This window comes from Salinimonas iocasae, assembly GCF_006228385.1.
GTDB classification, from domain to species: Bacteria; Pseudomonadota; Gammaproteobacteria; order Enterobacterales; family Alteromonadaceae; genus Alteromonas; species Alteromonas iocasae.
The window spans coordinates 3663512-3687255 of the sequence record NZ_CP039852.1 but is presented as its reverse complement, the minus strand read 5'-3'; the positions used below and the strand labels follow the sequence as shown (position 1 = coordinate 3687255).

Annotated in this window: 20 protein-coding genes; 4 read left to right on the top strand and 16 right to left on the bottom strand. The window is 48.9% G+C overall.

Going from position 1 to position 23744, the window contains the following annotated elements; genetic code table 11:
• The 4 genes from gspF to gspC are packed head-to-tail and all read right to left on the bottom strand — an operon-like array spanning position 1 to position 5788.
• A complete protein-coding gene (gene gspF / locus FBQ74_RS16555; RefSeq protein WP_139757716.1) occupies positions 1–1218 on the bottom strand; it encodes a type II secretion system inner membrane protein GspF in 1218 nt (405 codons plus the stop codon).
• Positions 1219–1220: 2 nt separating this feature from the next.
• Entirely contained in the window at positions 1221–2741 is a 1521-nt protein-coding gene (gene gspE, locus FBQ74_RS16550) for a type II secretion system ATPase GspE (protein ID WP_205912313.1), read from the bottom strand.
• A 35-nt stretch (positions 2742–2776) separates the two neighbouring features.
• The gene (gene gspD / locus FBQ74_RS16545) at positions 2777–4831 is read right to left on the bottom strand and encodes a type II secretion system secretin GspD (RefSeq protein ID WP_139757714.1); all 2055 of its coding nucleotides are present in this window, start codon (positions 4829–4831) and stop codon (positions 2777–2779) included.
• Between the two features lie 15 nt (positions 4832–4846).
• Entirely contained in the window at positions 4847–5788 is a 942-nt protein-coding gene (gene gspC, locus FBQ74_RS16540) for a type II secretion system protein GspC (protein ID WP_139757713.1), read from the bottom strand.
• A gap of 122 nt (positions 5789–5910) precedes the next feature.
• Here gspC and hslR point away from each other — a divergent pair, with 122 nt between their 5' ends.
• On the top strand, positions 5911–6315 hold the full coding sequence (gene hslR / locus FBQ74_RS16535; protein ID WP_139757712.1) for a ribosome-associated heat shock protein Hsp15: 405 nt from the start codon (positions 5911–5913) through the stop codon (positions 6313–6315).
• 21 nt (positions 6316–6336) lie between these two features.
• The gene (gene hslO / locus FBQ74_RS16530) at positions 6337–7239 is read left to right on the top strand and encodes an Hsp33 family molecular chaperone HslO (RefSeq protein WP_139757711.1); all 903 of its coding nucleotides are present in this window, start codon (positions 6337–6339) and stop codon (positions 7237–7239) included.
• Positions 7240–7304: 65 nt separating this feature from the next.
• Here hslO and FBQ74_RS16525 read toward each other — a convergent pair whose 3' ends face one another.
• The 3 genes from FBQ74_RS16525 to FBQ74_RS16515 form a co-directional block, all read right to left on the bottom strand.
• Positions 7305–8981 carry a lipoprotein N-acyltransferase Lnb domain-containing protein gene (locus FBQ74_RS16525; protein WP_168190698.1) on the bottom strand — a complete coding sequence of 559 codons (1677 nt, stop codon included), beginning with the start codon at positions 8979–8981 and terminating at the stop codon, positions 7305–7307.
• A gap of 166 nt (positions 8982–9147) precedes the next feature.
• Positions 9148–9507: an adenosine deaminase gene (locus FBQ74_RS16520; protein WP_139757709.1), complete on the bottom strand. Its 360-nt coding sequence runs from the start codon at positions 9505–9507 to the stop codon at positions 9148–9150.
• A gap of 300 nt (positions 9508–9807) precedes the next feature.
• On the bottom strand, positions 9808–10317 hold the full coding sequence (locus FBQ74_RS16515) for a lactoylglutathione lyase family protein (RefSeq protein ID WP_139757708.1): 510 nt from the start codon (positions 10315–10317) through the stop codon (positions 9808–9810).
• A gap of 98 nt (positions 10318–10415) precedes the next feature.
• On the opposite strand from FBQ74_RS16515, the gene FBQ74_RS16510 reads away from it, so the two are divergent.
• Entirely contained in the window at positions 10416–11315 is a 900-nt protein-coding gene (locus FBQ74_RS16510; protein WP_139757707.1) for a LysR family transcriptional regulator, read from the top strand.
• Between the two features lie 89 nt (positions 11316–11404).
• Here the strand turns inward: FBQ74_RS16510 and FBQ74_RS16505 are convergent, their stop codons facing one another.
• The gene (locus tag FBQ74_RS16505; protein ID WP_139757706.1) at positions 11405–12511 is read right to left on the bottom strand and encodes an NADH:flavin oxidoreductase/NADH oxidase; all 1107 of its coding nucleotides are present in this window, start codon (positions 12509–12511) and stop codon (positions 11405–11407) included.
• A 166-nt stretch (positions 12512–12677) separates the two neighbouring features.
• On the opposite strand from FBQ74_RS16505, the gene FBQ74_RS16500 reads away from it, so the two are divergent.
• Positions 12678–13616, top strand: coding sequence for a LysR family transcriptional regulator (locus FBQ74_RS16500; RefSeq protein WP_139757705.1), 939 nt, complete (start codon positions 12678–12680; stop codon positions 13614–13616).
• Between the two features lie 10 nt (positions 13617–13626).
• On the opposite strand, the gene FBQ74_RS16495 is transcribed toward FBQ74_RS16500, so the two are convergent.
• From FBQ74_RS16495 to purH, 8 genes are all read right to left on the bottom strand, one after another.
• Positions 13627–15114, bottom strand: coding sequence for a serine hydrolase domain-containing protein (locus FBQ74_RS16495; RefSeq protein WP_168190697.1), 1488 nt, complete (start codon positions 15112–15114; stop codon positions 13627–13629).
• A 63-nt stretch (positions 15115–15177) separates the two neighbouring features.
• On the bottom strand, positions 15178–16488 hold the full coding sequence (gene envZ / locus FBQ74_RS16490) for a two-component system sensor histidine kinase EnvZ (protein ID WP_139757703.1): 1311 nt from the start codon (positions 16486–16488) through the stop codon (positions 15178–15180).
• An 18-nt stretch (positions 16489–16506) separates the two neighbouring features.
• The gene (gene ompR / locus FBQ74_RS16485; protein WP_139757702.1) at positions 16507–17229 is read right to left on the bottom strand and encodes an osmolarity response regulator transcription factor OmpR; all 723 of its coding nucleotides are present in this window, start codon (positions 17227–17229) and stop codon (positions 16507–16509) included.
• 104 nt (positions 17230–17333) lie between these two features.
• Positions 17334–18575 carry a sodium:proton antiporter NhaD gene (gene nhaD, locus FBQ74_RS16480; protein ID WP_139757701.1) on the bottom strand — a complete coding sequence of 414 codons (1242 nt, stop codon included), beginning with the start codon at positions 18573–18575 and terminating at the stop codon, positions 17334–17336.
• A gap of 169 nt (positions 18576–18744) precedes the next feature.
• Positions 18745–19647 (bottom strand): phosphoribulokinase, encoded by a 903-nt coding sequence (locus FBQ74_RS16475; RefSeq protein WP_139757700.1) that lies wholly within the window; start codon positions 19645–19647, stop codon positions 18745–18747.
• A 182-nt stretch (positions 19648–19829) separates the two neighbouring features.
• On the bottom strand, positions 19830–21125 hold the full coding sequence (purD, locus tag FBQ74_RS16470) for a phosphoribosylamine--glycine ligase (RefSeq protein WP_139757699.1): 1296 nt from the start codon (positions 21123–21125) through the stop codon (positions 19830–19832).
• A gap of 16 nt (positions 21126–21141) precedes the next feature.
• Positions 21142–21954, bottom strand: coding sequence for a class I SAM-dependent methyltransferase (locus tag FBQ74_RS16465; RefSeq protein ID WP_139757698.1), 813 nt, complete (start codon positions 21952–21954; stop codon positions 21142–21144).
• Positions 21955–22107: 153 nt separating this feature from the next.
• Entirely contained in the window at positions 22108–23706 is a 1599-nt protein-coding gene (gene purH / locus FBQ74_RS16460) for a bifunctional phosphoribosylaminoimidazolecarboxamide formyltransferase/IMP cyclohydrolase (RefSeq protein WP_139757697.1), read from the bottom strand.
• Between the last annotated feature and the right edge of the window lie 38 nt (positions 23707–23744).

The window sequence follows — 23744 nt, the reverse complement described above, 5'->3', positions numbered from 1 at the left end:
TTAACTCACCATTTGATTTAAGCCCAGAATGGGCTGCAAGATTGCCAATACAATAAACAGTACCACGCCTGCCATTGTCACAATAAGAAGCGGTTCAAAGGTCTTCAGTGACACATTGACCAGCGACTCAAATTCCCTGTCCTGATTATCCGCTGCCCGGCCAAGCATATTTTGTAATTCACCGGACTTCTCGCCCGAAGAAATCATATGCATCATCATGGGCGGAAACATCTTGGTGTGGTCCAGCGCGGCGCGCAGACTGCTCCCTTCTTTCACATTAATTGTTGCTGCTTCAATCTGCTGTTTCATGTAGCGGTTCTCCAGCACATCGCCGGATATACGCATTGCTTCCAGCAGCGGTACTGCGCTGGAGGTCAATATACTCAGAGTGCGTGCAAAACGTGATGTATTCAGGCCTTTTGAAATTTTTCCCAGCAGAGGCGTTTTTAATATCAGTTTGTGATATTTAAGCCTCAGCGCAGGGTTTTTCAGTGCCTGACGAATGCCGACAATCAGTAACACGATAAAAACAGCCAGATACAGGCCGTAATTCTGTAACCACTCACTGGTACTGATTAGTACCTGTGTAATCGCCGGAAGTTCCTGACCCATGTTATCAAACTGCCCGACAATTTCGGGTACAACGATGGTTAACAGCAGCACAACGATGGCAACGGCGAAAAACATCATCAGTGACGGGTATACCATTGCCTGGATAATCTGGCTGCGGGTTTGCTGGCGCCGCTCTGTATAGTCAGCTAAACGATTTAATACGGTATCCAGGTGACCTGACTTTTCGCCTGCGGCCACCATAGCACGGTAGAGATCATCAAACACACTGGGAAACTCACCCATGGCATCTGCCAGCCCATGGCCTTCTACCACCTTACTGCGTACCGCCATCATCATATTGCGCTGGGTAGGTTTGCTGCTTTGATCAGCAACTGCCAGAAGCGCTTCTTCAATTGGCAGCGCAGATTCGACAAGTGTAGCCAGCTGGCGAGTCATCAACGCCAGTTCTGAGGCGGAAACTCGGGGGGCGAAAAATTGAAACCCTGATTTTTGTTGTTTGTTTTTTTCAGCAACCTGTTCCACCTGAACAGGAATCAGGCCTTTTTCCCGCAGTTGCTGTCTTACCTGACGGGCATTGTCTGCCTCAATAACGCCGCTGCTATTACGGCCCTTATGATTGACCGCCTTATAGGAAAATGCTGCCATAATTAATCTTCCCGCGTGACCCGCAGTACTTCTTCCAATGAGGTCATGCCGGCCAGTACTTTTCGACAGCCATCTTCGCGTATGCTTGGGGTAGTACGCCGAACATAGCGCTCAATGGCCTGTTCCCCTTTACCTTCATGCATCAGCTCGCGAATGGTTTCATCAATGGTAAGCAGTTCGTGAATACCGGTCCGGCCGCGATAGCCGGTTTGGTTGCAGGCCGCACAGCCTTTAGGTGCATAAATGTCAGGGTATGATGCCAGATCACTCACGCCAAGCACCTCGGCTTCCTGAGTGGTGGGCTGGTGAGATTCCTTACATTCAGGGCAAAGTGTTCTGACCAGACGCTGTGATAGGACCGCCAGCAAACTTGAAGACAGCAAAAATGGCTCTATACCCATATCCTCAAGACGGGTAATCGCGCCTGCGGCGGTGTTGGTATGCAGCGTTGATAATACCAGGTGGCCCGTCAAGCTGGCCTGAACACCAATTTGCGCCGTTTCAGCATCACGTATCTCACCTACCATCACAACATCAGGATCCTGACGTAGTATCGCGCGAAGTCCGCGCGCAAAGGTCATATCAACCCGAGGATTCACCTGGGTCTGACCAATCCCAGCCAAATCAAATTCAATAGGATCTTCAACGGTCAGAATATTGCGGTCTTTACTGTTTATCTCAGAAAGGCCTGCATACAGGGTGGTACTTTTACCGGAACCTGTCGGGCCCGTCACCAGAATGATGCCGTGGGGCTTTCGAATCAGGTCATCGAACTTATCACGGTTCGCTTTGGTCATTCCCAAATCAGCAAGATTCAATCGTGCATTGTTTTTATCCAGCAAACGTAATACGACGCGCTCGCCATGACTGGAAGGCATGGTCGAAACCCGCACATCAACAGCGCGCCCGGCAATGCGCAAAGTGATACGGCCATCCTGTGGCACGCGCTTCTCGGCAATATCCAGTTTTGCCATAACCTTGATACGTGAAACCAGCATGGAGGAAAGCTTACGGTTTGGACGCAGGATCTCACGCAATACACCGTCTACCCGAAACCTCACAATCAGCTGGTTTTCAAAGGTCTCAATATGAATATCCGACGCGCCTTCTTTTATCGCCTCGCCCAGCATGGCATTGATCAGCTTGATAATGGGGGCGTCGTCTTCGCTGTCCAGCAGATCTTCGGTGTCCGGTAGTTCGTCTGCCAGCGCAAACAAATCACTTTCATTACCCAAATCTTCCATAAGCTGTTTGGCCGCCGACGAATCACGCTGAAACGCCTGGGTTAACAGATGATCGAACTTCTCATCATCGATTTCAGTGAGCGTAAAAGGTTCACCGAAAAAGCGTCGAACTTCTGCAAAAACGGTAAAAGGTGTGGCCGCGGTGTAGTAGAGCACAGCAGGCTCGGTGTTTGTTTCAAGCAGCACTTTGTTGCGCTTGGCAAAGCCGAAACTCAGCTGGCGCGGATCCGCCTGTTGCTCTTCAGGTTCTGCATCCAGTGTATCTTCCTGAGCCAGCATGGCGGCTTGTTGAAGTTGCTCATCGTGCTCTGCCATTAGTCGTTATCTTCCTTTCTATTCTGCTCAAGAATATATTCTTCAAAGGTCGGTGGCAGAGCCAGCGCATCATCCCACTCTGGCATAGACGGCTGCTCATTCGCATCCAGGAAGGTTTCGCCTTTCTGCTGGTGGCGAATCTGCTGGGCGCGAATAAAGTTATATTTGCGATGACTGATTTCATTCATGGTCACGCCATCACGTACAATTTTAGGACGCAGGAACACCATCAGGTTGCGTTTACGCTTGCTGGTGGAGGTTGTTTTGAACAGGTGCCCCAGAATAGGGATATCACCCAGCAGCGGCACCTTGGATACACTTTCCTGAACGTCTTCGTCTATCAGGCCGCCTAAAACGATAGTGCCGCCATCATCAACGATAACCGTGGTTTTGATTTGTCTCTTATTAATAGAAATATCAACAGAGGTGGCACCACTGACACTGGAAACTTCCTGCTCAATAGTCAGCTGTACCGCATCGCCTTCATTGATTTGTGGCGTAACTTTAAGCTTAATGCCGACTTCCTGACGCTCAACGGTCTGGAACGGATTGGAGTTGTTATCACCGGTGGTGGTACCGGTAATAATCGGTACTTCCTGACCCACGATGAAAAAGGCTTCTTCATTATCCATAGTAGTCAGGTGGGGTGTGGCCAGAACATTTGAATTGGTATCGGTACTCACGGCTTGAACCACGGCGCCCCAGCCATTTTCAATCACACCGGCAATCAGGCCATTGGCCCCGCCTAACAGGTTTGCCAGTGGTGTCAGGTTACCTTCAACGGTACGCTCACGCTGAACCACATTTCCTTCTTCGGTCACATAGGATTCATCAACGGTTCGATCTTCTGCCTGTCTTAACGCAACGCCCAGTGAACCTACAGGAACAACACCGTTATTAAACTGTGTGCCGCCGCCTTCCTCTGACACCCACTGCACACCCAGAGTCGTGCCGTCACCTTCAAAGACTTCTACAATAATGGCCTCAACTTGAACCTGTGCACGGCGGACATCAAGCTGGCGAATGACTTCTTCCAGCGATTGCATCATGTCAGGTTCGGCGGTGATCACTACCGCGTTTGAGTCTTTATGTGAATCAATCGAGATATCGCGATTTGCGCTGCTTTGACGGCGCGCTGCATTGTTTCCGGCACTGCTCTCTTCGGCCTGAATACTGGCCGACACACCCTGTAGTACTTTGACCAGGTCTTCTGCTTTGGCATAGTTCAGGAAGATGACACGAGTATTACCGTTGGACTCCAGCTCCTGGTCCATGCGCTTTATCAGGTTAACAATACGCTGACGGGCCTTTTCTTCGCCACTGACAATCACCGAGTTGGTTCTGTCATCGGCTACTGCACGGGGCGCCGACTTGCCATTTGCCGCATTTTTGCCCTGGGAGCTGTTGATGCTATCAACGATGCGTACCATTTCAGACGCTGATGCATAACGCAGCTTAACGATTTCAACCTCTTCATCGCCGGCTTTATCAACCCGCTCAATTATCTCAACCAGGCGATTGACCACCGCCGCTCGACCGGTAAGCATCATTACATTTGACGGGTCGTGGCTCACCACGTTACCGCCGCCGGCTTGGTCATTTAGCTGGCGCAGAATAGGAGCCAGCTCGCGTACCGGAACATTATATACCGGAACCACGCGGGTAATCATTTCATCGCCGTCTTTCAGTGAGCCTTCAACCACCGGTATATTCGATGTTTTGGCGTCTTTTGAACGGACAATCTTTAACACTCCGTTAGGCATTTCAACGACTGCAAAGTCGTATACCTGCAAAACGTTCAGGAAGAACTGGTAATACTGTTCTTCATCCAGCATGTCGTAACTGCGAACACTGATTTTGCCGCGTACATTCGGGTCAACAATGATGGTTTTTTGCAGGTTTTTGCCGACAACATTGATAAATTCGTTGATATCGGTGTCTTTGAAGTTCGGCATATACTCTGCAGCGGTAACAGAAACGCTGATACTTAACAGCGCGGCGCAGGCTGCGGCGGTAAGTTTAGATAGCAAAGTACGACTGGCTCGCCTCATAATTCTTATATTCCTGTATTATTCTGCACCGGCTTCTGGCATATCCAGATAAACCGTAAGATACTCGCCGCCTCGGTCCAGGGTCAGCTCGATAGATTGTGCACTGCGTAATTCATTCATGGCTGTCATGGTTTGCTGCGAATCGGTCAAATCATACCCGTTGATTTGCACAATCACATCGCCGCTTTGTAACCCGGCAGACTGAAAAAGTGAAGGGTTCTTACCAGGCTGGACCTGATAGCCCACTAACTGTCCATCGGCGCTTTTTGGCGAAATGGAAATAAAATCGGTAAAGCTGGCAGGTTCATCTCTTAACGCTGCGGTTGCTTCTGCTGCTTCCCGACTCAAAGTCGAAGATTCCCGGCCCGGGGGCGGATTACTGGGTGTCATTTCACGTGGTGGGTTTGCATTACGTTGACGCTGCTTATTCGCTTTTTCATAGTCAAGGCCGTCCAGCATCAGCGTTTCGTTACGTGAGCCATTTTTTATGATCACGCGGTCGTTCTGCACCTGATGCAGGGTCACATTGGTACCCTCTATTTTCTCGCCCAGCCCGTATACCATCTGCGTACCTTTATTTTCGATTATTGCCGCGGCTTCTTCTACAATAGAGCTGGCAACAACACCGGTAAGCGTAAGGTTCAGGGAGGTTTGGGGCGCGTCGGTCACCTGCTCTTTCGGTGCTTCAGGCGTCTCAGATCGGACACCAAACAGATTCAGCTGTTGTAAACGGGTGATGTTGACCCCATTTTGCGCCGAAGACGTGGTTGTCGTTCCCACTGCGTTAGTTGCAGATGGGGGCGCTGTCTGGTCAGGTTGTGGCCATAGCTGCCAGAAAAGTCGGGCAGCGAATGCAATAAGGTAAAGACTTAACAGCACAACGACCACAAGGCGCAACACTTTTTGGTGTCGCACTAGCTGAGCGGTCAGGGCGCTATAATTGAATTTATTAAAGGTCATGCTGTCAACGAGGTACTGCTTTTATTAGTTAAAATTTGGTAAACCGGGCGTTAGCTGAACCATCATAGCTTAGTCAGCGTGGGGGCCACAACACTAAAACGAAAGAGTGACAAAAATATTACATGAGCGAATCCAAACAAGCCAAATCATCGGAAAATGTCAGACTAGACAAGTGGCTATGGGCAGCGCGGTTCTTTAAAACCCGTGCGCTGGCCAGAGACATGGTCCAGTCTGGCAAAGTTCAGTACAACGGTCAGCGTGCCAAACCGGGCAGGCAGGTAGAAATCGGTGCCATGATAAAAATTCCCGCTGGTTGGGACCACAAAGAAGTGGAAGTGCTCAAACTTAGCGAGAAGCGATTGGGCGCACCGCTGGCACAGGAACTTTACAGTGAAACTCAGGCTAGTGCCGATAAGCGCGAAGAGAATCAGCTTGCGCGCAAGCTCAGCTCCTTTCACAGCCCTAAACCTGACGGCCGCCCGGACAAGAAACAGCGCCGAGAAATTATTAAACTTAAACACAGTTAATGTGTTGCCAGGAAAAACTATATGACGCATTTTGATCAGTTACATCGATTCTTAATCAATAAAGCCAATGTTCGTGGCGAAATTGCCCGGCTCGACGATAGTCTGCAACATATTGTTCATAGTTATGAATATCCGGTGCAGGTTCAGAAATTGTTGGGTGAAATGGCTGCTGCGACCTGCCTGCTTACCGCCATTCTCAAATTCAAAGGCGAGATCGGCCTGCAAATCCAGGGGCAGGGTGCGGTGAAATATGCAGTGGTAAACGCTACGCACGATTATACGTTGCGTGGTGTGGCCCGCTGGGATGAAGAAGCGGCATCGTTACCCGAGCGCTTTGAAGACCTGATGGAAAAAGGTGTATTGGTTATTACGATCACACCGCAGGACGGTGAGCGGTACCAGGGCGTTGTGGCGTTAGATAAGCCAACACTGGCCGAATGTATCGAAAACTATTTTGCACAGTCAGAGCAGTTGGCCACTCAGGTTCGCTTGTATACTGATTTAAGTGATCCTGAGCGGGTAAAAGCAGCAGGTATGCTGCTTCAGGTAATGCCCACTCAGGCAGAAAATACTAATGTTTCGCAGGATACGGAGTTTGAACATCTTAGTAAGCTGGCTGAAACATTACGCGCAGAAGAAATCTTCGGGCTGCCGGTAGAGGATATCCTTTATCGACTGTATCACGAAGAGGAGGTTGAGCTTTTCGACCCCCACACTGTTAGTTTTGCCTGTACCTGCTCGCGCAGCAGGAGTGCCGAAGCACTACGCAATGTTGAAAAAGCAGAGCTACTGCAGGTCATTGAAGAGGAAGGTGCAGTTAAGATGAATTGTCAGTACTGCCATACCGAGTACCGCTTCGATACCATTGATATTGAAGCCATTCACGCCGGACATTTTGAGAAAGCGCCGGATAATCAACAGTAACGTTCACTCTTAGGTAAATAGCCGGGAAGCAAGTACCCGGCTTTTTTGTTACTGGTGTCACAATGTCAAAACCTGTAACGCAGGTTGAAGGATGTAAACGTCTCATCCTCTTTTGCCAGAAGCCGTTTCAATCGTGCGTTGACCGACCATGCATTGTTCAGATAATGAGTCAGATGCGTTTCAAATCGTTTTACATTACTCCCCGCATATTTATTCAGGCCCCACGCAGCCTCAATGCGTAACTTGGTATTGTTGCGCAGATAAGCGAAAGCCCCGATTCGGGGTTCTGCATACGCCTGAATTCTGTGCGTGTCAGCGCTAATCCCCAGGCCACTTTCGGCAAATACGCCGCCAATCTTTGATACCGGAAACGTATAACCTGCAGAGAATTCAGCCTCTGCTACAAGGTTTCGCTGCAAGTTGTCGTCGAATACGCGGTTTAATCCCACTTTCAGTCCGGTTGAAATATCACCGGTAACATCATGGTAAGGAACCCTTGACGTCATGTTGTACAACCACAGCTGATCCAGGTGCAGTGTGTTTTTTTGTGGCGTATAACGCACTTTGATATCTGCCAGAGACAATGCGGTTTCCCCCGAATAGTTGCGGTTATCGGAGTCAATATCACTGGCGACGGGAAAAAAGCGAAACACCAGCGATTGCGTGCTTCTAAAGTCTTCTAAGCCAATGGCAATAAGCGCTTCTTTACTGGTGTTAACCGGGTTTTTGTACTCACTAACATCCAGCGCCATATGCTTAAATTGCGGGCGCCGTGACGCCAGATACGCAGCATTATTCTGATATCGGTTTTCATCAATAAAGTTTCTCTGCCGAAGTAAGCGATTCAGGCTCGTTGCATACTCAAAACGCATGAAACTGTCGGATGTACGCGCGAATGTCAGGTCAGTACTTTCTCCACTTTCCAAATGCTGGCGAATGTCTTCGGCTGCGTTTTTACCTACGGTTTCGCTAAGCGCCTGCGCCTTCCATTTATGTGAGGGGAGCAGGCGGGTTTTGGCTACCAGATTTTGCGCAATAGCAAACCGAACAACATCTGCAGGCGTCACCACGGCATCCATTTCATTTAACTTTGACGGACGAGCCAGCGTCAGCAGTAGTTGGGTTACAGTGGCGCAGTTATATGAGTGAAAGAAATAATCGGGGCTGAACTGGCCTAACTCCCAAATCATTCCGGCGATAAGCGCTTTATCCTGCGGACTCAGAGCTAATGAGTACTCCCAAACATTTCGCTGCTCTTTTTGCCGGTAGTGCTGCTGAAACGGGGCGTAAGGCGCGACCTGAAATATACCGGGTTTTCCTTCAATAAGTGTTTCGTAAAGCAAAGCAGGAATATTGAGCGTGTCTAATTCGGTAAAAAATGTCACACCGTGCTGAACATTAATGTTGTCTGCGTTTGTGCCGTCAAACCGCAGCATGATATGGCCCATCATGGAGCTGGCGGATGTCACATTCTCAGCAGCGAATACCAAAAAAGCTTCATCAGTAGGAACGCGTTGTCTGAATTCCTCATAATCTGTACAAGGTTGGAGCGACAATGAGCCTGATGGTAGCTGTAAGAGAGTTTCAATAAACTGCTTTCGGGCTGGATACTGACACGCTTGCTGCGGCGATGAGTATATCAGGTCGATGGTTGCGGTAAGTTCAGCTCGCGCTGAAATGGGGTTCGATAAATACCCTTTATAATTAGCATTAAGCGGTTTGTTACCTTTTAACTGCAACAAACTTTGCCAAACGGGTGAGCTGGCTGCCTTTTGAATGTCGAGCTGATGGACGAGATGATTTTTATCGGGCGCTGAAGCTTGAGAAATGGCTGGAAGAAAAAAGAGAAAACAATATAAAAAGGAAGCCAGAAGGCTTCCTTTGAATCGGGCAGTTCTCATGCAGGTGTTAGCTACAAGGTACTGTCACTGATTCCTGATAACGCCACATTTTATCTGTGCCGTAATCAGTTGAAGAGCCGAATACGCCGCCACTTAATAAGTTGATGAAGAATGCACCTTCAATCTCTTTGTTAAGTGCTACGTCCGAACAATTAGCATCCTGAGCTACCAGTACTTTATCTTTGTTTTCTTTTTTGACTGTAACTACGCCAGGTACGGTCTGATTTTGACCATCTACCGCCACCGTGGTTTGCTGGCCGTTAGATGTTGTAACGTTCATTTTGTAGTTGTCTTCGGTAAGAATAGTAGCACAACCTGAAGTTAGTGCCGCAGTAGCGAGTGCTAGTCCGATTAGTTTTGCTTTCATTGAAGTCCCTTAATAATCAATCTGCCACAAAAAGGCGGCTTCAATATATATTCTCCAACGATAAATGCAAATTATAATTTTGACTTTGTGATCTCGTCTTTGCTTTATGCGTAGTCTCGATTTTTTGCTACTTTTTTTAAAATTTAATTAAACTTTTTTGAATGCTCTTTCCGTATTGTATTTAGACAGTGAATAGTCGTGCTATCACTAAGCGCATCGACTCTTATTGTTATTCCTTCGTTTATCACTTTCTCATGGTGATGAGTTTGGCCCGCCACTGTATGGCGGGCTTTTTTGTATCTATGAATAAGCACCGGCTGAATACGTTAACTCATAGCTGTGGCTATAAATTTCCAGAATGTTGCCAAAGGGGTCTTCCATATAAATCATCCGGAACGGCTTTTCGCCCGGATAATAATAGCGTGGCTTGGGCATACGGCGTTTACCGCCTGCCGCTTCAATCTTCTCAGCGAGGCCTTCTACATCAGGATCCTGTACACAGAAATGAAAAATACCGGTTTTCCAGTATTCAAAGTTATTTTCCGGGTTTTCCTGATTTTTGAATTCAAAAATCTCAACCCCAATGCGATCCCCGGTCGAAAGGTGAGCAATACGGAACTCTCCCCAACCTGCTCCAAAGACATCAGTGCACATCTCGCCGATGGCGCTGTTATCTTCCTCAATGTTGGTTGGCTCCATAATCAGATACCAGCCAAGCACTTCGGTATAGAATTTCACTGCAGCGTCCAGGTCAGGCACTGAAAGGCCGATATGTGAAAACGTTCTGGGGAATGGTGTTTGTTTACTCATGATTTTGCTCCGGTATGTGATGAATTCATGAGCAAGGTTACGTGGTCAGCGCTAAAATGATAAATTATGGTTTTTTCTTATTTTGATAAATTTAAATTATGAAGATTAATCCGGTGTGGTTGCGCACCTTCTGCGTACTAGTGGACACAGGGCACTTTACCCGCACTGCTGAAAAGTTGTTTATGACCCAGCCCGGAGTCAGTCAACATATTCAAAAACTGGAATCCGCCTGTGGGTACCCGTTAATAAAGCGTTCTGGCAAAACCTTCACGGTAACGATGCAAGGCGAAAAACTGTATACCTATGCCAGAACACTTGAAGATAATGAGCAACAATTACTCGCGCAGCTTGGCGCAGAAGACCCGTATAGTGGGACATGCCGCATTGCCTGTTCCGGTTCAAGTGCGATACGACTTTACAGCAGGTTGTTACAGGAGCAACAGACTTATCCGGGGCTGCGTATTTACTTGCAGGCAGCGCCCTATCAAAGTGTGCTTAATGCGTTAAAAGAGAACCAGATTGATCTGGGGATCGTGACAGAAAAGCCGGACTCATTAAGCTTTGAGGCTAAAAAAATCGGGCGTGAATCCATCGCTATTATTGTTCCGGCAAACCGGCCCCAGGGCGCACAAAACCTGGCGGACTACCTGTTTGATTTAGGGATGGTACGTCATCCAGACAGCGACTATTACACCAGCTTATATCTAAGCCATAGTGAATCGGATACTCTGCGGGCGGTGCCGTTTAACAAAATACCGACCATGAGTTTTGTTAACCAGATTCATGAGATTTTGCTACCGGTGTCTATGGGGCTGGGGTTTACTGTACTGCCACGCAGCGTGCTTGAGGCAAGCGCGTATCAAAGCGCGTTAAGCGTCATGGGGAATATTCCGCTGATTGAAGAGCCGCTGTACCTGATTTATCGCAGTGACCGGGACTTGCCCGCTCGTATGCATACCCTGATACCGGTGTTACAAACGCAGTTGGATCAGGTATAACGGCATAAAAAACGCTACCCGAAGGTAGCGTTTTATTTACTTTCTCTGTGTTATCTCCCGATCAGGGCATCATGCCGCTGACCTGACAATTAACGTTCGTCAGACGGCGCGTAGCGCTGTAGCCAGTGCGCATAAGGCGCTGGCATGACCCATGATGGCTTCTCTACGCCCAGCTTTTTGGCCGCAAAGTATGCCCAGTGAGGATTTGTCAGATGCATGCGGCCGACCATGACCAGGTCCAGTTGCTCTTTTTCAACCGTTTCGTTAGCCAGTTCCGGGGTATCCACCCCCCAGGCTGTAGCGACCGGGATATCGGCTTCGCGGCGTACCCGCTCAGCAACCGGTGCCAAAAAGGCCGGACCCCAGGGAATGTTAGCGTCAGGTATATTAAAGCCAACACTCACACTGACAAAATCAGCACCTCTGGCTTTAAATTGTTTCACCAGTTCAATAGACTCAGCCTGCGTCTGCTCGTCATCGCCATCATATTCAATCACCCCGAAGCGAATAGTCAGGGGCAGATAGTCTGGCCATACTTCACGCACGGCCTCCAGCGTTTCCAGCAGAAAACGGCCCCGGCCTTCGGCATCGCCGCCGTACTCGTCGTTACGGATATTGGCATGTTTAGAGAAAAAGCTCTGCGCCAGATAGCCATGAGCAAAATGCAGCTCCAGCCATTCAAAGCCGGCCTCCAGCGCACGTTTTGCCCCGGCCACAAAGTCGGCTTTAACCCGCTCAATATCGGACTTAGTCATGGCATCAGGGGTACGGGGTAAATTAGCGCCGAACGGTACCGCTGAAGGACCAATGATTGGCCAGCCTTTAGGATCGTCTTCAGCCAGGTGGTCATCACCGTTCCAGGGACTGTTGGCAGAGGCTTTACGACCCGCGTGGGCAATCTGAATACCGGCTACCGCTCCCTGATCTTTGATACGCTGAGCCACATTGGCTAAACCTGCCACATGATCATCTTTCCAGATACCCAGATCTTCAGGAGAAATCCGGCCTTCCGGTGATACCGCCGTGGCCTCAACAATCACCAGACCCGCGCCGCCACGGGCGAATGACTGATAGTTTGCTTCGTGCCACTGGTTTACAAAGCCGTCTTCGGCGCTGTACTGGCACATTGGGGGAACGGCGATACGGTTACGCAGGGTGATATCTTTGAGGGCAAATGTGTCGAACAATGCTGACATAGACAGGTATTCCTTCTTTATTAAACTGAAGGTACTAAGCGCGCATTTACATAGCGCTGTAGCCCGGGTTATTAAGGTGAGCAAGAGACATCTTGCTATACCTTACGGAAATAGGGATGATTCAGAATATAAAAAATGAATGTTTTGAATAAAGCTGTTCCAAATTATGAATATCGCATCAAAAGACTTTAATCTGCTCATGCTGTTTACGGTGTTATATGAAGAGCGCAGCCTTAGTCGGGCATCGCTTCGGATGAATCTGAGTCAGCCAGCGTTAAGTCACAAACTGAAAAAGCTGCGTAGCGAGTTTGATGATCCGCTCTTTGTCAGAACCGGTCGGGGCCTGACCCCAACACCCAAAGCGGACGGTCTGGCAGAAGAGGTATGTACGCTGATGCGTTCGCTTGAGCGGTTTTATGTGCGAAGTAGCGAAGATGACTTGGCTTCACGCACCGACACAGTCCAACTGTACTCCACGGATTTCATGGAGCTGATGCTATTACCCCGCCTGGTTCGGCGGGTACAGGAAGTTGCTCCCCATGTGCGAATTGTAGTGCGAAATACCACAGGAGAGTTACCCGCTAAAGCACTGGAGAACGGGGATTGCGACATAGCCATTGCAGGTTTTTTCGACGATTTGCCCAGCCACCTTTACAGACAGGCATTATCGCAATTCAGCTTTGTCGTACTCAGCGACCGTCAGAATCAATACTGGGGACATAACCGAACACTGACTAACTTTCTGCGTTGTAAGCATGTTGTCACCACACTTACCGGTGATCTTTCCGGGGTTATCGATAAAGCGCTGGAAAAGCAGGGGTTGAGTCGTGCAGTCATTGCCGGCGCATCAAGCTTTATGACCCTGCCTTATGTGGTCAAAGGCTCAGACATGTTGCTGACCTGTCTTAAACCTATTGCTGTTCACATGTGCGCTGTCGAGCCGGCGTTTGATATGCATGCCTCACCCCTCGATATTGCGCCGGCGCGAATTGAACAGGTCTGGCATCCTCGTACTCAGGAAGACCCGCTAAGGCAATGGTTGCGAGGGGAGATAAAAGACATACTGGCAGAACATGCGCAGACCTGCGCACGTGCTACCGAATAAGATCATGACACTAGCGACGCATCTGGTTTTTAATCGTTGTTAGCTTAGCTTTGGAGTTATCGCACCAGTAACAACGGGTATCAGGCGCCATAACCAGTGCATTTACAAAGCAGCGCTTGGCATCGTCAAGTTGATTGGCAGCCAAATAGGCTTCGCCCAGACTGTCCCACAGATTGCCATCGTTTTCGAATAACTCAACGTTTAAGGATAACAGGGCAATGGCGCGTTCCGGCTGGTCAACTTCCAGCAATGCCAGCCCGGCCCTGTTCAGGACATAGCGTTCCTGAGTCTGCGCTTCAAATTGTGTTTTAACTCGCTGTTTAAGATTTGCCGGTGTGCCGGTAAAAGAAGCCGCAAAACGTAAAACTTCGGTCACCGGACCGGCGGCGAACGATGGCGGATTGAAAACGTTATCGAATAGCATCAGTTCAATGTTTTCACTGATACTCGGCGTGCCCTGAACCATGGCGTTTGATGCATAGATGATGGCCAGGTCTTCTTCCTGCAACCATCTTAGATCGAAATAATAAATGCCGTTTGAGCCGTTATGACCGACCATCTTAGTGTCTTTTGGTGATGCAAACACGCTCCACCCATAGCCATATTTAATGTCGGCGTTATCCACATTCTGGCTGATATAGCCGGTGGTCAGTCGCTCGACCTGCTCTTTATCCAGAATAACGTGGTTACGCAAGGCAAGGTACCAGTTGTACATATCGTCTAACGATGAAATCAGCCCGCCATTACCCTTAAGGCTCCATGCAATCTTTTGGTCCGCCTGATAGCGTGACAGGGTACTGGGTATCTCAACCACGCCTGCCCGATATCCAAGGGCGGCTTCACCATCTTTCTTTTTACTCTGCAGATAGCCTGTATGCTGCATATCTGCTGGTTGAAAAAGACGCTCCTGAAGAAATGTTTCGTAAGACTGGTTTGCACTCAGCTCAATGATTCTGGCCAGTAAACTGTAGCCCACATTGGAATAGTGATAGGTCTCGCCCGGTTTACTGAGTAACTCCATTTTCATGACACGGGTAAAAAATTTGTCAGTATCGATATGCGTAAAATCATCGATGCCTACACCGCCCGGTAGCCCGGAAGAGTGTGTAAGTAACTGGTGTACCGTAATACGCTGTTTATCTTCAGGTACAGTGGGAAAGTAACGCGCCAGTGTGTCATCTACACTGAGTTTGCCATCTTTTTCCAGCAGCATAATGGCAGCAGCCGTAAACTGTTTTGTCACAGAGCCAATATCAAACAGAGTGGCGGTGGTGATTGGCGTCTTTGCTGCCCGATTGGCATCGCCATACCCCTTTTTAAGAATAATTTTGTTGCCATCAGCGATGAGGACCGCGCCGGAGAAACCGTGCTCTACGCTACGGGTTAAATGATTATCAATACGCTCTATGGCCCACTCAGGGGGCGCTTCTGCGATGGCAGCAGGCATAACTCCAGCAAGACACAGGAGACCAATGAAGATATGGAAAATCCGTCTCATGAAAAACATCCTAATAATGCGAATACAAACTAAGTATACCATATCGCCGGTGCAGCAGCTTGGCTAGACAGGCAACCAGAATTCAGCAATAAGACCCTGCTCAGGGTGATTGCGTAACTCAATATCACCATGGTGTCCGGATATAATCCGGCGAGAAATAGCCAGCCCCAATCCGGAACCGATACTGCCGCGAGCTTTGTCGCCCTGAATAAATGGCGAGAACACATCTGTCAGATTTTGCGCAGGAATGCCGGGTCCGAAATCCCTGACCTTGCAATAGATTCGGCGTGACTTTTTGTCAAAGTAGCTGGTGATGGTGATTTTGTCGCTACCATAACGAAATGCGTTCTCAATCAGGTTATCCAGCACCCGTTTGATACCTATACGACTTAAAGCTGCGGTCGGTAACTCGCCCAGTTTAAGTGTGATTTGATGTGTTTCCTCAACATGTCTGGCCTGAGTCAGCTCACTGATTAAATCATTAAGATCAGTAGGCTCGTAACGCGCTGACGAGTCCACGCGCGCATAATCGATAAACTGGTCGATGATGGCATTCATATCTTCAATATCGTTAACAATGCCTTCTCTAATCCAGTCATTTTCCTGCGATAACATTTCAGTCGCCAGCCGGATCCGGGTAAGCGGTGTGCGCAAATCGTGAGAAATACCGGCGGTCATCAGCGTGCGGTCGTTTTCCAGCTGTTTAATACCCTGGTTCATGCGATTGAATGCCCGGGTTACTTCGATAATTTCAGCGCTTCCCTGTTCCTCCAGTGGTGGAGGAAAGCGACCTTTACCGACTTCAAGCGCTGCTTTTTGCAGCGCATGCAATGGCCGATTAAGGCGTCGTACGAACAGCCAGCCGCCGACCACACTTAAAATACCTATCACCATCAGGTATATCGTCAACGGTGAGATATCAGCATTCGCCCAACCGGATAAAGGAATCAGGACCCATTTATCCGGTTGCGCCTTTAATGAGATCCAAACCTGATAAGGTTCACCCTCAGGTGCATCATCTGTGGGCGTGCTAATACGAACGTCAGCGCGTTGAAGCAACTGTTCAGACACCTGATTAGACATAAAGCGATATGGGGTCGCGCCATTCAGCCCTTGCTCGGCGGCCGCATCAGGCGGAAGGATACGAATACCCGTTTGGCGGCTGAATTCGATTTGTTTGCTTCGGCTGGCATTGAGTATGTCCTGGGCCAGCATGCTTTGAACCTGCGTAGCTAACAAGCTATTGATTTGGGCAGAGGTAGGGCGAATAAAATAATAGGTGACCGACAGGTAGCTGACGACCTGATTAATCAGTAATAGCATACCAATCAGTAATACTGTCTGACCAAACGCACTTTTAGGTAAAAACCGCATTAATATCTACCCGCCGGATTACTGCGCCTCACCATCAGGAACAAATACATACCCTAAGCCCCACACCGTCTGTATGTATCGCGGATTCGCCGGATCGGTCTCCAGCATGCGGCGTAAGCGCGAAACCTGTACATCGATACTGCGTTCTAGCGCACTGTAATCGCGGCCCCGGGCCAGATTCATCAGTTTATCTCTGGACAGTGGCTCACGGGGGTGGGTAACCAATGACTTAAGGACGGCAAACTCACCACTGGTCAGCGAGAGTGGTTTGCCGTTATCGGTCATTTCACGGGTTGCCAGGTTCAGTTTGTAGCTGGCGAATTCGATAACCTGCTCACCGCGAGACGGGGCACCAGGAGCATCCTGCACCTTTCGGCGTAATACCGCTTTTGCACGCGCCAGTAATTCTCTTGGGTTGAAGGGTTTTGGCAGATAATCATCAGCGCCCATTTCAAGGCCAATAATACGGTCAACCTCATCGCCCTTTGCTGTGAGCATAATGATAGGAAGGTCACTTTCACTCTGGCGTAAACGACGGCAAATTGATAGGCCATCTTCACCAGGTAGCATCAGATCTAACACCATCAAATGAAAATTCTCGCGCTCCAGCAGACGATTCATTTGTTCGGCATCAGCTGCGGTACGCACCTGAAAACCCTGTTCAATGAGATAGCGCTCCAGCAAACCGCGCAAGCGCATGTCATCATCTACTACAAGAATTTTTGATGTTTCCTGACCCATTATCGTTATCCTGATTTTTTCTTCACTATAACCAAAAACTGAGTCAGGACAAATGCCTGCTGTCACGGATCACGATTTTGAATGTTACAAATGTTTTCAGTGACCTATAACAGTAACGGGGATGTTAGCAAAACCATCCCGTAGCCGGCGCAATATGCCAGCAGTAAAAGCAGGCTGTATTTACCATAGGTGGCAAATGTCAGGCCTTTTACTTTGCTCATGGTGACAATGCCGGCCGCAGAGCCAATAACTAATAGTGAACCGCCTACACCCACGGCATAAGTCAGTGCCAGCCACTGGGGAGTCGACATTGTAATATCCGCTTTGAGCAGGGCAGCAGTCAGCGGTACGTTATCAATCGCTGCTGAGACGACCCCCATCAGCAAGTTTGCCAGGGCTGGCGGGAACCACTGATAAACCAGTAAGAGCGCATCCAGCGCTTCGATATGCTGTAGCATGCCGACCAGTAACAGCACGCCCAGAAAGAAAAGCAGGGTATCGAACTCAATCAGGCGAATATAATCAAGAATAGGATCCTCGTACTTCTCTTCCCCCATAAAGGTGGCTACCAAAAACATAACCGCCATGCCGGATAAGAACGACAACATTGGCGGGATGCCAAAAAAGACATTGCCCAGTAGCGTCAGCACAATGGTTAGCAGAAAAGTACCTGCAATCACATAATCGACAGGGCGTGTTTCATGGTGGGTCTGTTTTATTTTCACCGTGCCCTTAAGGCCGATACTGAGCAAAGAGGCCAGCAGCAAAACTGCAGCAAAAGAAGGCGCAATCAGTGTCAGAAGCTCTGTGATGGTGACCTTCCCCTGTAGAAAAATCATCAGCGTAGTGACGTCGCCGGTGATCAGAGATACGCCACCGGAGTTGACTGCAAACACGACCAGCACTGCGAAGCGCAGCGTTTGATGAAGTGGCAGCCCCAGCGAGAGTACCAATGCTACAGAGACCAGTGTGGCAGTGATATTGTCTGCCAGAGACGAGAAGCAAAAGCTGAATAGCGCAGTACTGAAAAGCAGCTTCTTAAGCGATATTTTTGCTGGCATCAGCAGATTGAGCATATTCTCAATCAAACCTTTTCGGTTGAGGTAAGCGACGAACGTCATCGCCGCCACCAGAAAGAGCCATAAGGTCGAGATTTCGGTGATGTTGTGCTCAAGCGCCTCATTTACAGCATTTCGCTGCCCCATGGGGCTTTGAATAAACAATAAAATCCAGGCGAGGGTGCCCAGAAAAAGCGTTGTTTTTGCTTTATTTACGTGAATTAGTTCTTCAAATACGACGCCTGCAAGCGCAAGTATTGCTATACCAATGAGAAGAAAGTCAAACATACCGGAGTGGCCTGAAAGGTTGAACTCACGCAGTTTACTCACGATGTGAGCTAAAAACTATCAGGCCGCGATTAAATCGGGTTTTTTCAAGCTGTAATAGCGCTACGTGTTGATTTACATCAAAAAATGTTAATCAGGTGTGACGCTTTACGAGGCGGTTTCGACGGGATTAGTCGTCACTTATCCAGTCCATCTGATGACCGGCTCTGCGCTTTTTATCCAGAATATCTTCAATCAGCGGAGTCAGTATCAGTTCCATGGCGAGCCCCATTTTGCCGCCCGGCACCACCAGCGTGTTGATACGCGACATGAATGCGCCATCAATCATCTGCAGCAAATAAGGAAAGTCGACATTTTTCATTTCACGGCGAAAGCGAACCACAACAAAGCTTTCATCCTGAGACGGTATTTCGCGAGCACTGAACGGATTGGAGGTATCCACAGTGGGGACGCGCTGAAAATTTACGTGGGTTCTGGAAAACTGCGGCGTTATATAGTGAAAATAATCATCCAGTCCCCGTACGATGCTGCTCATAACCGCTTCACGTGAGTGACCGCGATCAGTGGTATCCCTGACAATCTTCTGGATCCACTCAAGGTTTACAATGGGTACCATCCCGACAAGCAAATCAACATGCTGCGATACATCGTTTTCTTCGGTTTTCACACCGCCATGAAGTCCTTCATAAAACAATAAATCGGTATTTTCAGGCAGTGCCTGCCAGGGTGTGAAGGTCCCGGGCATTTGATTAAAGGGCACGGCATCATCGAAAGTATGGAGGTACTGTCTGAATTGGCCCTGACCCGATTGGCTATATTCATGAAACAACGACTCAAGCAAATCAAAGTCATTTGCTTTGGGACCAAAGTAGCTGATATGGCGACCTTGCTCCTGAGCTTTTCGGATCTCAACTTCCATCTCCGGACGCGTGAACCGGTGAAAGCTATCACCGCCCACAACAGCCGCATTCACCTTCAGATTTCTGAAAATGTGACGGATAGCATTGGTGGTGGTGGTAGTACCTGCACCAGACGAGCCAGTGATAGCAATTATTGGATGTTTGACGGACATAACGTTGATTCTGCGTAAAGCCGGACTCTAGTTATAAGCTGGCACGTATTATTAATCAAGAGGGGGCGGGTTAACTAAGTAATTACCCGGTAAGTAAAAAGGCGTTCGAATTATGCGCAACAACAGGCTGCTAAGCCAGTGAATGGATGAAGCCGACCTGAAGTGGCCGGCTTGATAAACTATTATTTTTCCGGCTGACTTTCGCGCGCGATGGCACGGTGTGCAATATCTGTCCGGTAGTACATGTCCTGCCAGCTGATCTTGCTTACCAGGTCGTAGGCATTTTGCTGCGCCGCAGTAACATTGCTGCCTAACGCAGTGGCACACAGTACCCGACCGCCGCTGGTGGTTATATCATCACCTTTGAGTGCCGTACCGGCGTGAAACACCTTGCCATCCAGTTCAGCGGCATCACTTAATCCGTGGATGACATCACCCTTGTTATAACTGCCAGGGTATCCGCCTGCAGCCAGTACTACACCCACAGCGGCCTGGTCGTCGAAACTGATCGACTGGCCAGTAAGCTGACCATCACAGGCGTGCAGGCATAAGTCCACCAAATCCGATTGTAAACGCATCATAATCGGTTGCGTTTCCGGATCGCCAAAGCGGCAGTTGTACTCAATGACTTTGGGCGTACCATCCGCCATAATCATCAAACCAGCATATAAAAAGCCTTTGTAAGGATGTCCTTCAGAGGCCATACCTTCAACTGTAGGCACAATGACTTCATCCATAATACGCTGGTGGATCTTAGGTGTTACTACCGGGGCCGGTGAATATGCGCCCATCCCACCAGTATTAGGGCCTTTATCGCCATCAGCTGCGCGCTTATGGTCCTGGCTGGTAGCAAAAGGTAAAACATTCTTGCCATCGACCATGACAATGAATGATGCTTCCTCACCATCCAGAAATTCTTCTATAACGACACGACTTCCGGCGTCGCCGAAGGCATTACCTGCCAACATATCGCGAATAGCTGCCTCAGCATCTTCGACGGTTTCAGCAACAATAACGCCCTTGCCGGCTGCCAGGCCGTCAGCCTTAACTACAATTGGCGCGCCTTTTTCTTTCACATACGCCACAGCCGGTTCAATCTCGGTGAAATTGGCATAATCTGCTGTTGGAATGGCGTGTCGCGCCAGAAAATCTTTTGTAAATGCTTTTGAACCCTCAAGCTGCGCTGCAGCCTGAGTAGGTCCAAAAATTTTCTGTCCGGCTTTTTCGAACGCATCGACAACACCTGCTACCAGCGGCGCTTCCGGGCCCACAATGGTAAGCGCAACACTGTTGTGCTCTGCAAAGTTAAGCAGAGCATCAGTGTCAGTAACACCAATATCAACATTTTTCAGCTTAGGCTCTGTTGCGGTCCCCGCATTGCCGGGCGCAACAAATACTGTGTCTACGGTTGATGATTGGGCAGCCTTCCAGGCCAAAGCATGTTCGCGGCCACCGCCGCCAATAACAAGTACGTTCATTAAAGCGTTCCGTTATTTATTCAGGTTTAACAAATTTGAGGGTCATACGATTGCTCTCGCCAATCGCCAGATACTTCTGTTGGTCTTCTTCACCCAGGGCCAGTGTCGGAGGTAACGTCCAGACACCTTTGGGATGCTCGGCGTTGTCCATTGAGTTAGCATTAATATCGCTTTCGGCTTCCAGTTCGAAGCCAGCCGCTTTTGCCGCATCGACCACGAAAGATTGTTTTACATAGCCACTTTTTTCCATCATGGCATCGTCTGCCGACTCGGGCATTTTGTGGTCAACAACACCTAACACGCCGCCAGGCTTAAGCGCTTTGTAAAAAGTCTTAAAGGCCTGCTCGACACCTTCCTGACCACTGTTCATGTACCAGTTGTGCACGTTGCGAAACGTCAGTACGGCATCAGCGCTGCCTGCTTCTGCGATATCCATGGATTTACCGGGGTGAAATGCGGTCAGCTCTACATCACTGTATTCGCCACCATCTTTCATTTTGCCTTTGAACTTCTCAAGTGACTTCTTGTAGTAATCACGGGTATCTTCATCGACATGAAAATGCGCGGCAATCAGCTTACCATTTTCACTCAATACACCGGTCAAAATGTCAGTATACCAACCGCCGCCTGGCCAGATTTCTACCACTGTCATGTCTGGTTCAATCCCGAAAAAACGCAGTGTTTGTTGTGGATTGCGGTATTCGTCACGCACAGTGGCGTCAGCAGAACGGTGGTCAGCTTTGATTGCATCGGTAATTTCGTCAGCAAAAACAGGCTGGGCCGAAAGTGCAAATAAAGATGCGGCTACAACTCGCAGTGATGTTTTCATGGTTCTTCCTTTATACATTTTTGGTTAGGTGCCATGCCCGCAAATACTGCCTGTAGCGGACCATTAAGTAGAGTAACTTACTCTTGTAACGGAAAAAAGACAGTAGTGGGCGTTAAACCCACTACGGGTGCAATACCAAAAATGTTTTAAGGATTAGTGTTTAAAGTGGCGCATGCCTGTAAACACCATCGCGATATCGTGCTCGTTAGCGGCAGCAATAACTTCCTCATCGCGCATTGAACCGCCAGGTTGTATAACGGCTTTTATACCGGCGCTGGCTGCTGCATCAATACCGTCTCTGAACGGGAAGAATGCATCTGATGCCATGACAGAACCTGCTACTTCCAGATTTTCATCTGCGGCTTTAATGCCGGCAATTTTAGCAGAGTATACGCGGCTCATTTGGCCTGCGCCGACCCCGATGGTCATACCGTCTTTACAATATACGATTGCGTTAGACTTAACATACTTGGCAACCTTCCAGCAAAACAGCAGGTCACGTAGCTCTTCCTGCGAAGGCTGGCGTTTAGTAACAACCGCCAGGTCGTCCATCTCGACCATACCAAAGTCGCGCTCCTGGACCAGCAGACCACCATTAACACGTTTGAAGTCATACCCTTCGGTCAGCGTACCGTGCCAGTCACCACAGGCAAGCAGACGCACATTTTTCTTGGACGCTACGATCTCCAGAGCTGCTTCATCAACCTCAGGTGCAATGATCACTTCAACAAACTGGCGATCGATAATGGCCTTGGCTGTAGCAGCATCAAGGGTGCGGTTAAACGCGATAATGCCGCCAAACGCCGACGTGGGATCAGTTTTGAAGGCTCTGTCATAGGCGGCTTCAATCGTTTCGCCTATAGCAACACCACAGGGGTTGGCGTGCTTTACAATAACGCAGGCAGGCTCTTCAAACTCTTTAACGCACTCCAGTGCCGCATCAGTATCAGCAATATTATTGAACGACAAGGCTTTGCCCTGAAGCTGACGAGCGGTGGCCACGGAGGCTTCCTGAATAGTGTTTTCAACGTAAAAAGCAGCTTCCTGGTGGCTGTTTTCACCGTAACGCAAATCCTGCTTTTTGCTCAGCTGGATATTGTAGGTGCGGGGGAACTCGCTATGATCATGTTCGCAGTCGTCTTCACAATCAGCATTATCAATGCGTGCACCAAAGTAATTGGCAATCATGCCATCGTATTCTGCGGTGTGCTCGAACGCCTTTATGGCCAGGTCAAACCGTGTCTGATAAGTCAACGAACCGTCGTTGCTGCTCATTTCTTCCAGTACGCGGGCATAATCGTCGGCCTTCACCACAATCGTGACATCTTTGTGGTTCTTAGCGGCAGCACGCACCATTGTAGGCCCGCCAATATCGATATTTTCAATGGCGTCTTCAAGGGTACAGTCTTCATTTGCTACTGTAGCTGCAAATGGATAAAGGTTTACCACTACCAAGTCGATAGGCGCAATTTCGTTTTGCGCCATAACGCTTTCGTCCTGTCCACGTCGACCCAGAATACCACCGTGAATTTTAGGATGCAGTGTCTTTACCCGACCATCCATAATTTCAGGATGACCTGTATGATCTGAAACTTCTTTAACCGGCAGGCCAGCCTGCATCAGAAGCTTGGCTGTGCCGCCTGTGGAAAGCAGTTCTACGCCAGCCTGACTCAGGGCTTCTGCGAACTCAACAATACCGGTTTTATCCGAAACGCTTAACAGCGCGCGCTTGATAGGTTTGGGTGTTTGCATAGTGGTGTCTTTGCTACTTTTATTTCATTGAAACAAAA

Coding starts and splice junctions, on each gene's coding strand:
- gspC (WP_139757713.1), bottom strand. CDS start 5,788: ATGACCTTTAATAAATTCAATTATAGCGCCCTGACCGCTCAGCTAGTG.
- FBQ74_RS16510 (WP_139757707.1), top strand. CDS start 10,416: ATGAAGATTAATCCGGTGTGGTTGCGCACCTTCTGCGTACTAGTGGAC.
- gspE (WP_205912313.1), bottom strand. CDS start 2,741: ATGCTGGCTCAGGAAGATACACTGGATGCAGAACCTGAAGAGCAACAG.
- FBQ74_RS16515 (WP_139757708.1), bottom strand. CDS start 10,317: ATGAGTAAACAAACACCATTCCCCAGAACGTTTTCACATATCGGCCTT.
- FBQ74_RS16475 (WP_139757700.1), bottom strand. CDS start 19,647: ATGTCCGTCAAACATCCAATAATTGCTATCACTGGCTCGTCTGGTGCA.
- gspF (WP_139757716.1), bottom strand. CDS start 1,218: ATGGCAGCATTTTCCTATAAGGCGGTCAATCATAAGGGCCGTAATAGC.
- ompR (WP_139757702.1), bottom strand. CDS start 17,229: ATGGGTCAGGAAACATCAAAAATTCTTGTAGTAGATGATGACATGCGC.
- hslR (WP_139757712.1), top strand. CDS start 5,911: ATGAGCGAATCCAAACAAGCCAAATCATCGGAAAATGTCAGACTAGAC.
- FBQ74_RS16520 (WP_139757709.1), bottom strand. CDS start 9,507: ATGAAAGCAAAACTAATCGGACTAGCACTCGCTACTGCGGCACTAACT.
- purH (WP_139757697.1), bottom strand. CDS start 23,706: ATGCAAACACCCAAACCTATCAAGCGCGCGCTGTTAAGCGTTTCGGAT.
- FBQ74_RS16495 (WP_168190697.1), bottom strand. CDS start 15,114: ATGAGACGGATTTTCCATATCTTCATTGGTCTCCTGTGTCTTGCTGGA.
- FBQ74_RS16465 (WP_139757698.1), bottom strand. CDS start 21,954: ATGAAAACATCACTGCGAGTTGTAGCCGCATCTTTATTTGCACTTTCG.
- FBQ74_RS16500 (WP_139757705.1), top strand. CDS start 12,678: ATGAATATCGCATCAAAAGACTTTAATCTGCTCATGCTGTTTACGGTG.
- envZ (WP_139757703.1), bottom strand. CDS start 16,488: ATGCGGTTTTTACCTAAAAGTGCGTTTGGTCAGACAGTATTACTGATT.
- purD (WP_139757699.1), bottom strand. CDS start 21,125: ATGAACGTACTTGTTATTGGCGGCGGTGGCCGCGAACATGCTTTGGCC.
- nhaD (WP_139757701.1), bottom strand. CDS start 18,575: ATGTTTGACTTTCTTCTCATTGGTATAGCAATACTTGCGCTTGCAGGC.
- hslO (WP_139757711.1), top strand. CDS start 6,337: ATGACGCATTTTGATCAGTTACATCGATTCTTAATCAATAAAGCCAAT.
- FBQ74_RS16505 (WP_139757706.1), bottom strand. CDS start 12,511: ATGTCAGCATTGTTCGACACATTTGCCCTCAAAGATATCACCCTGCGT.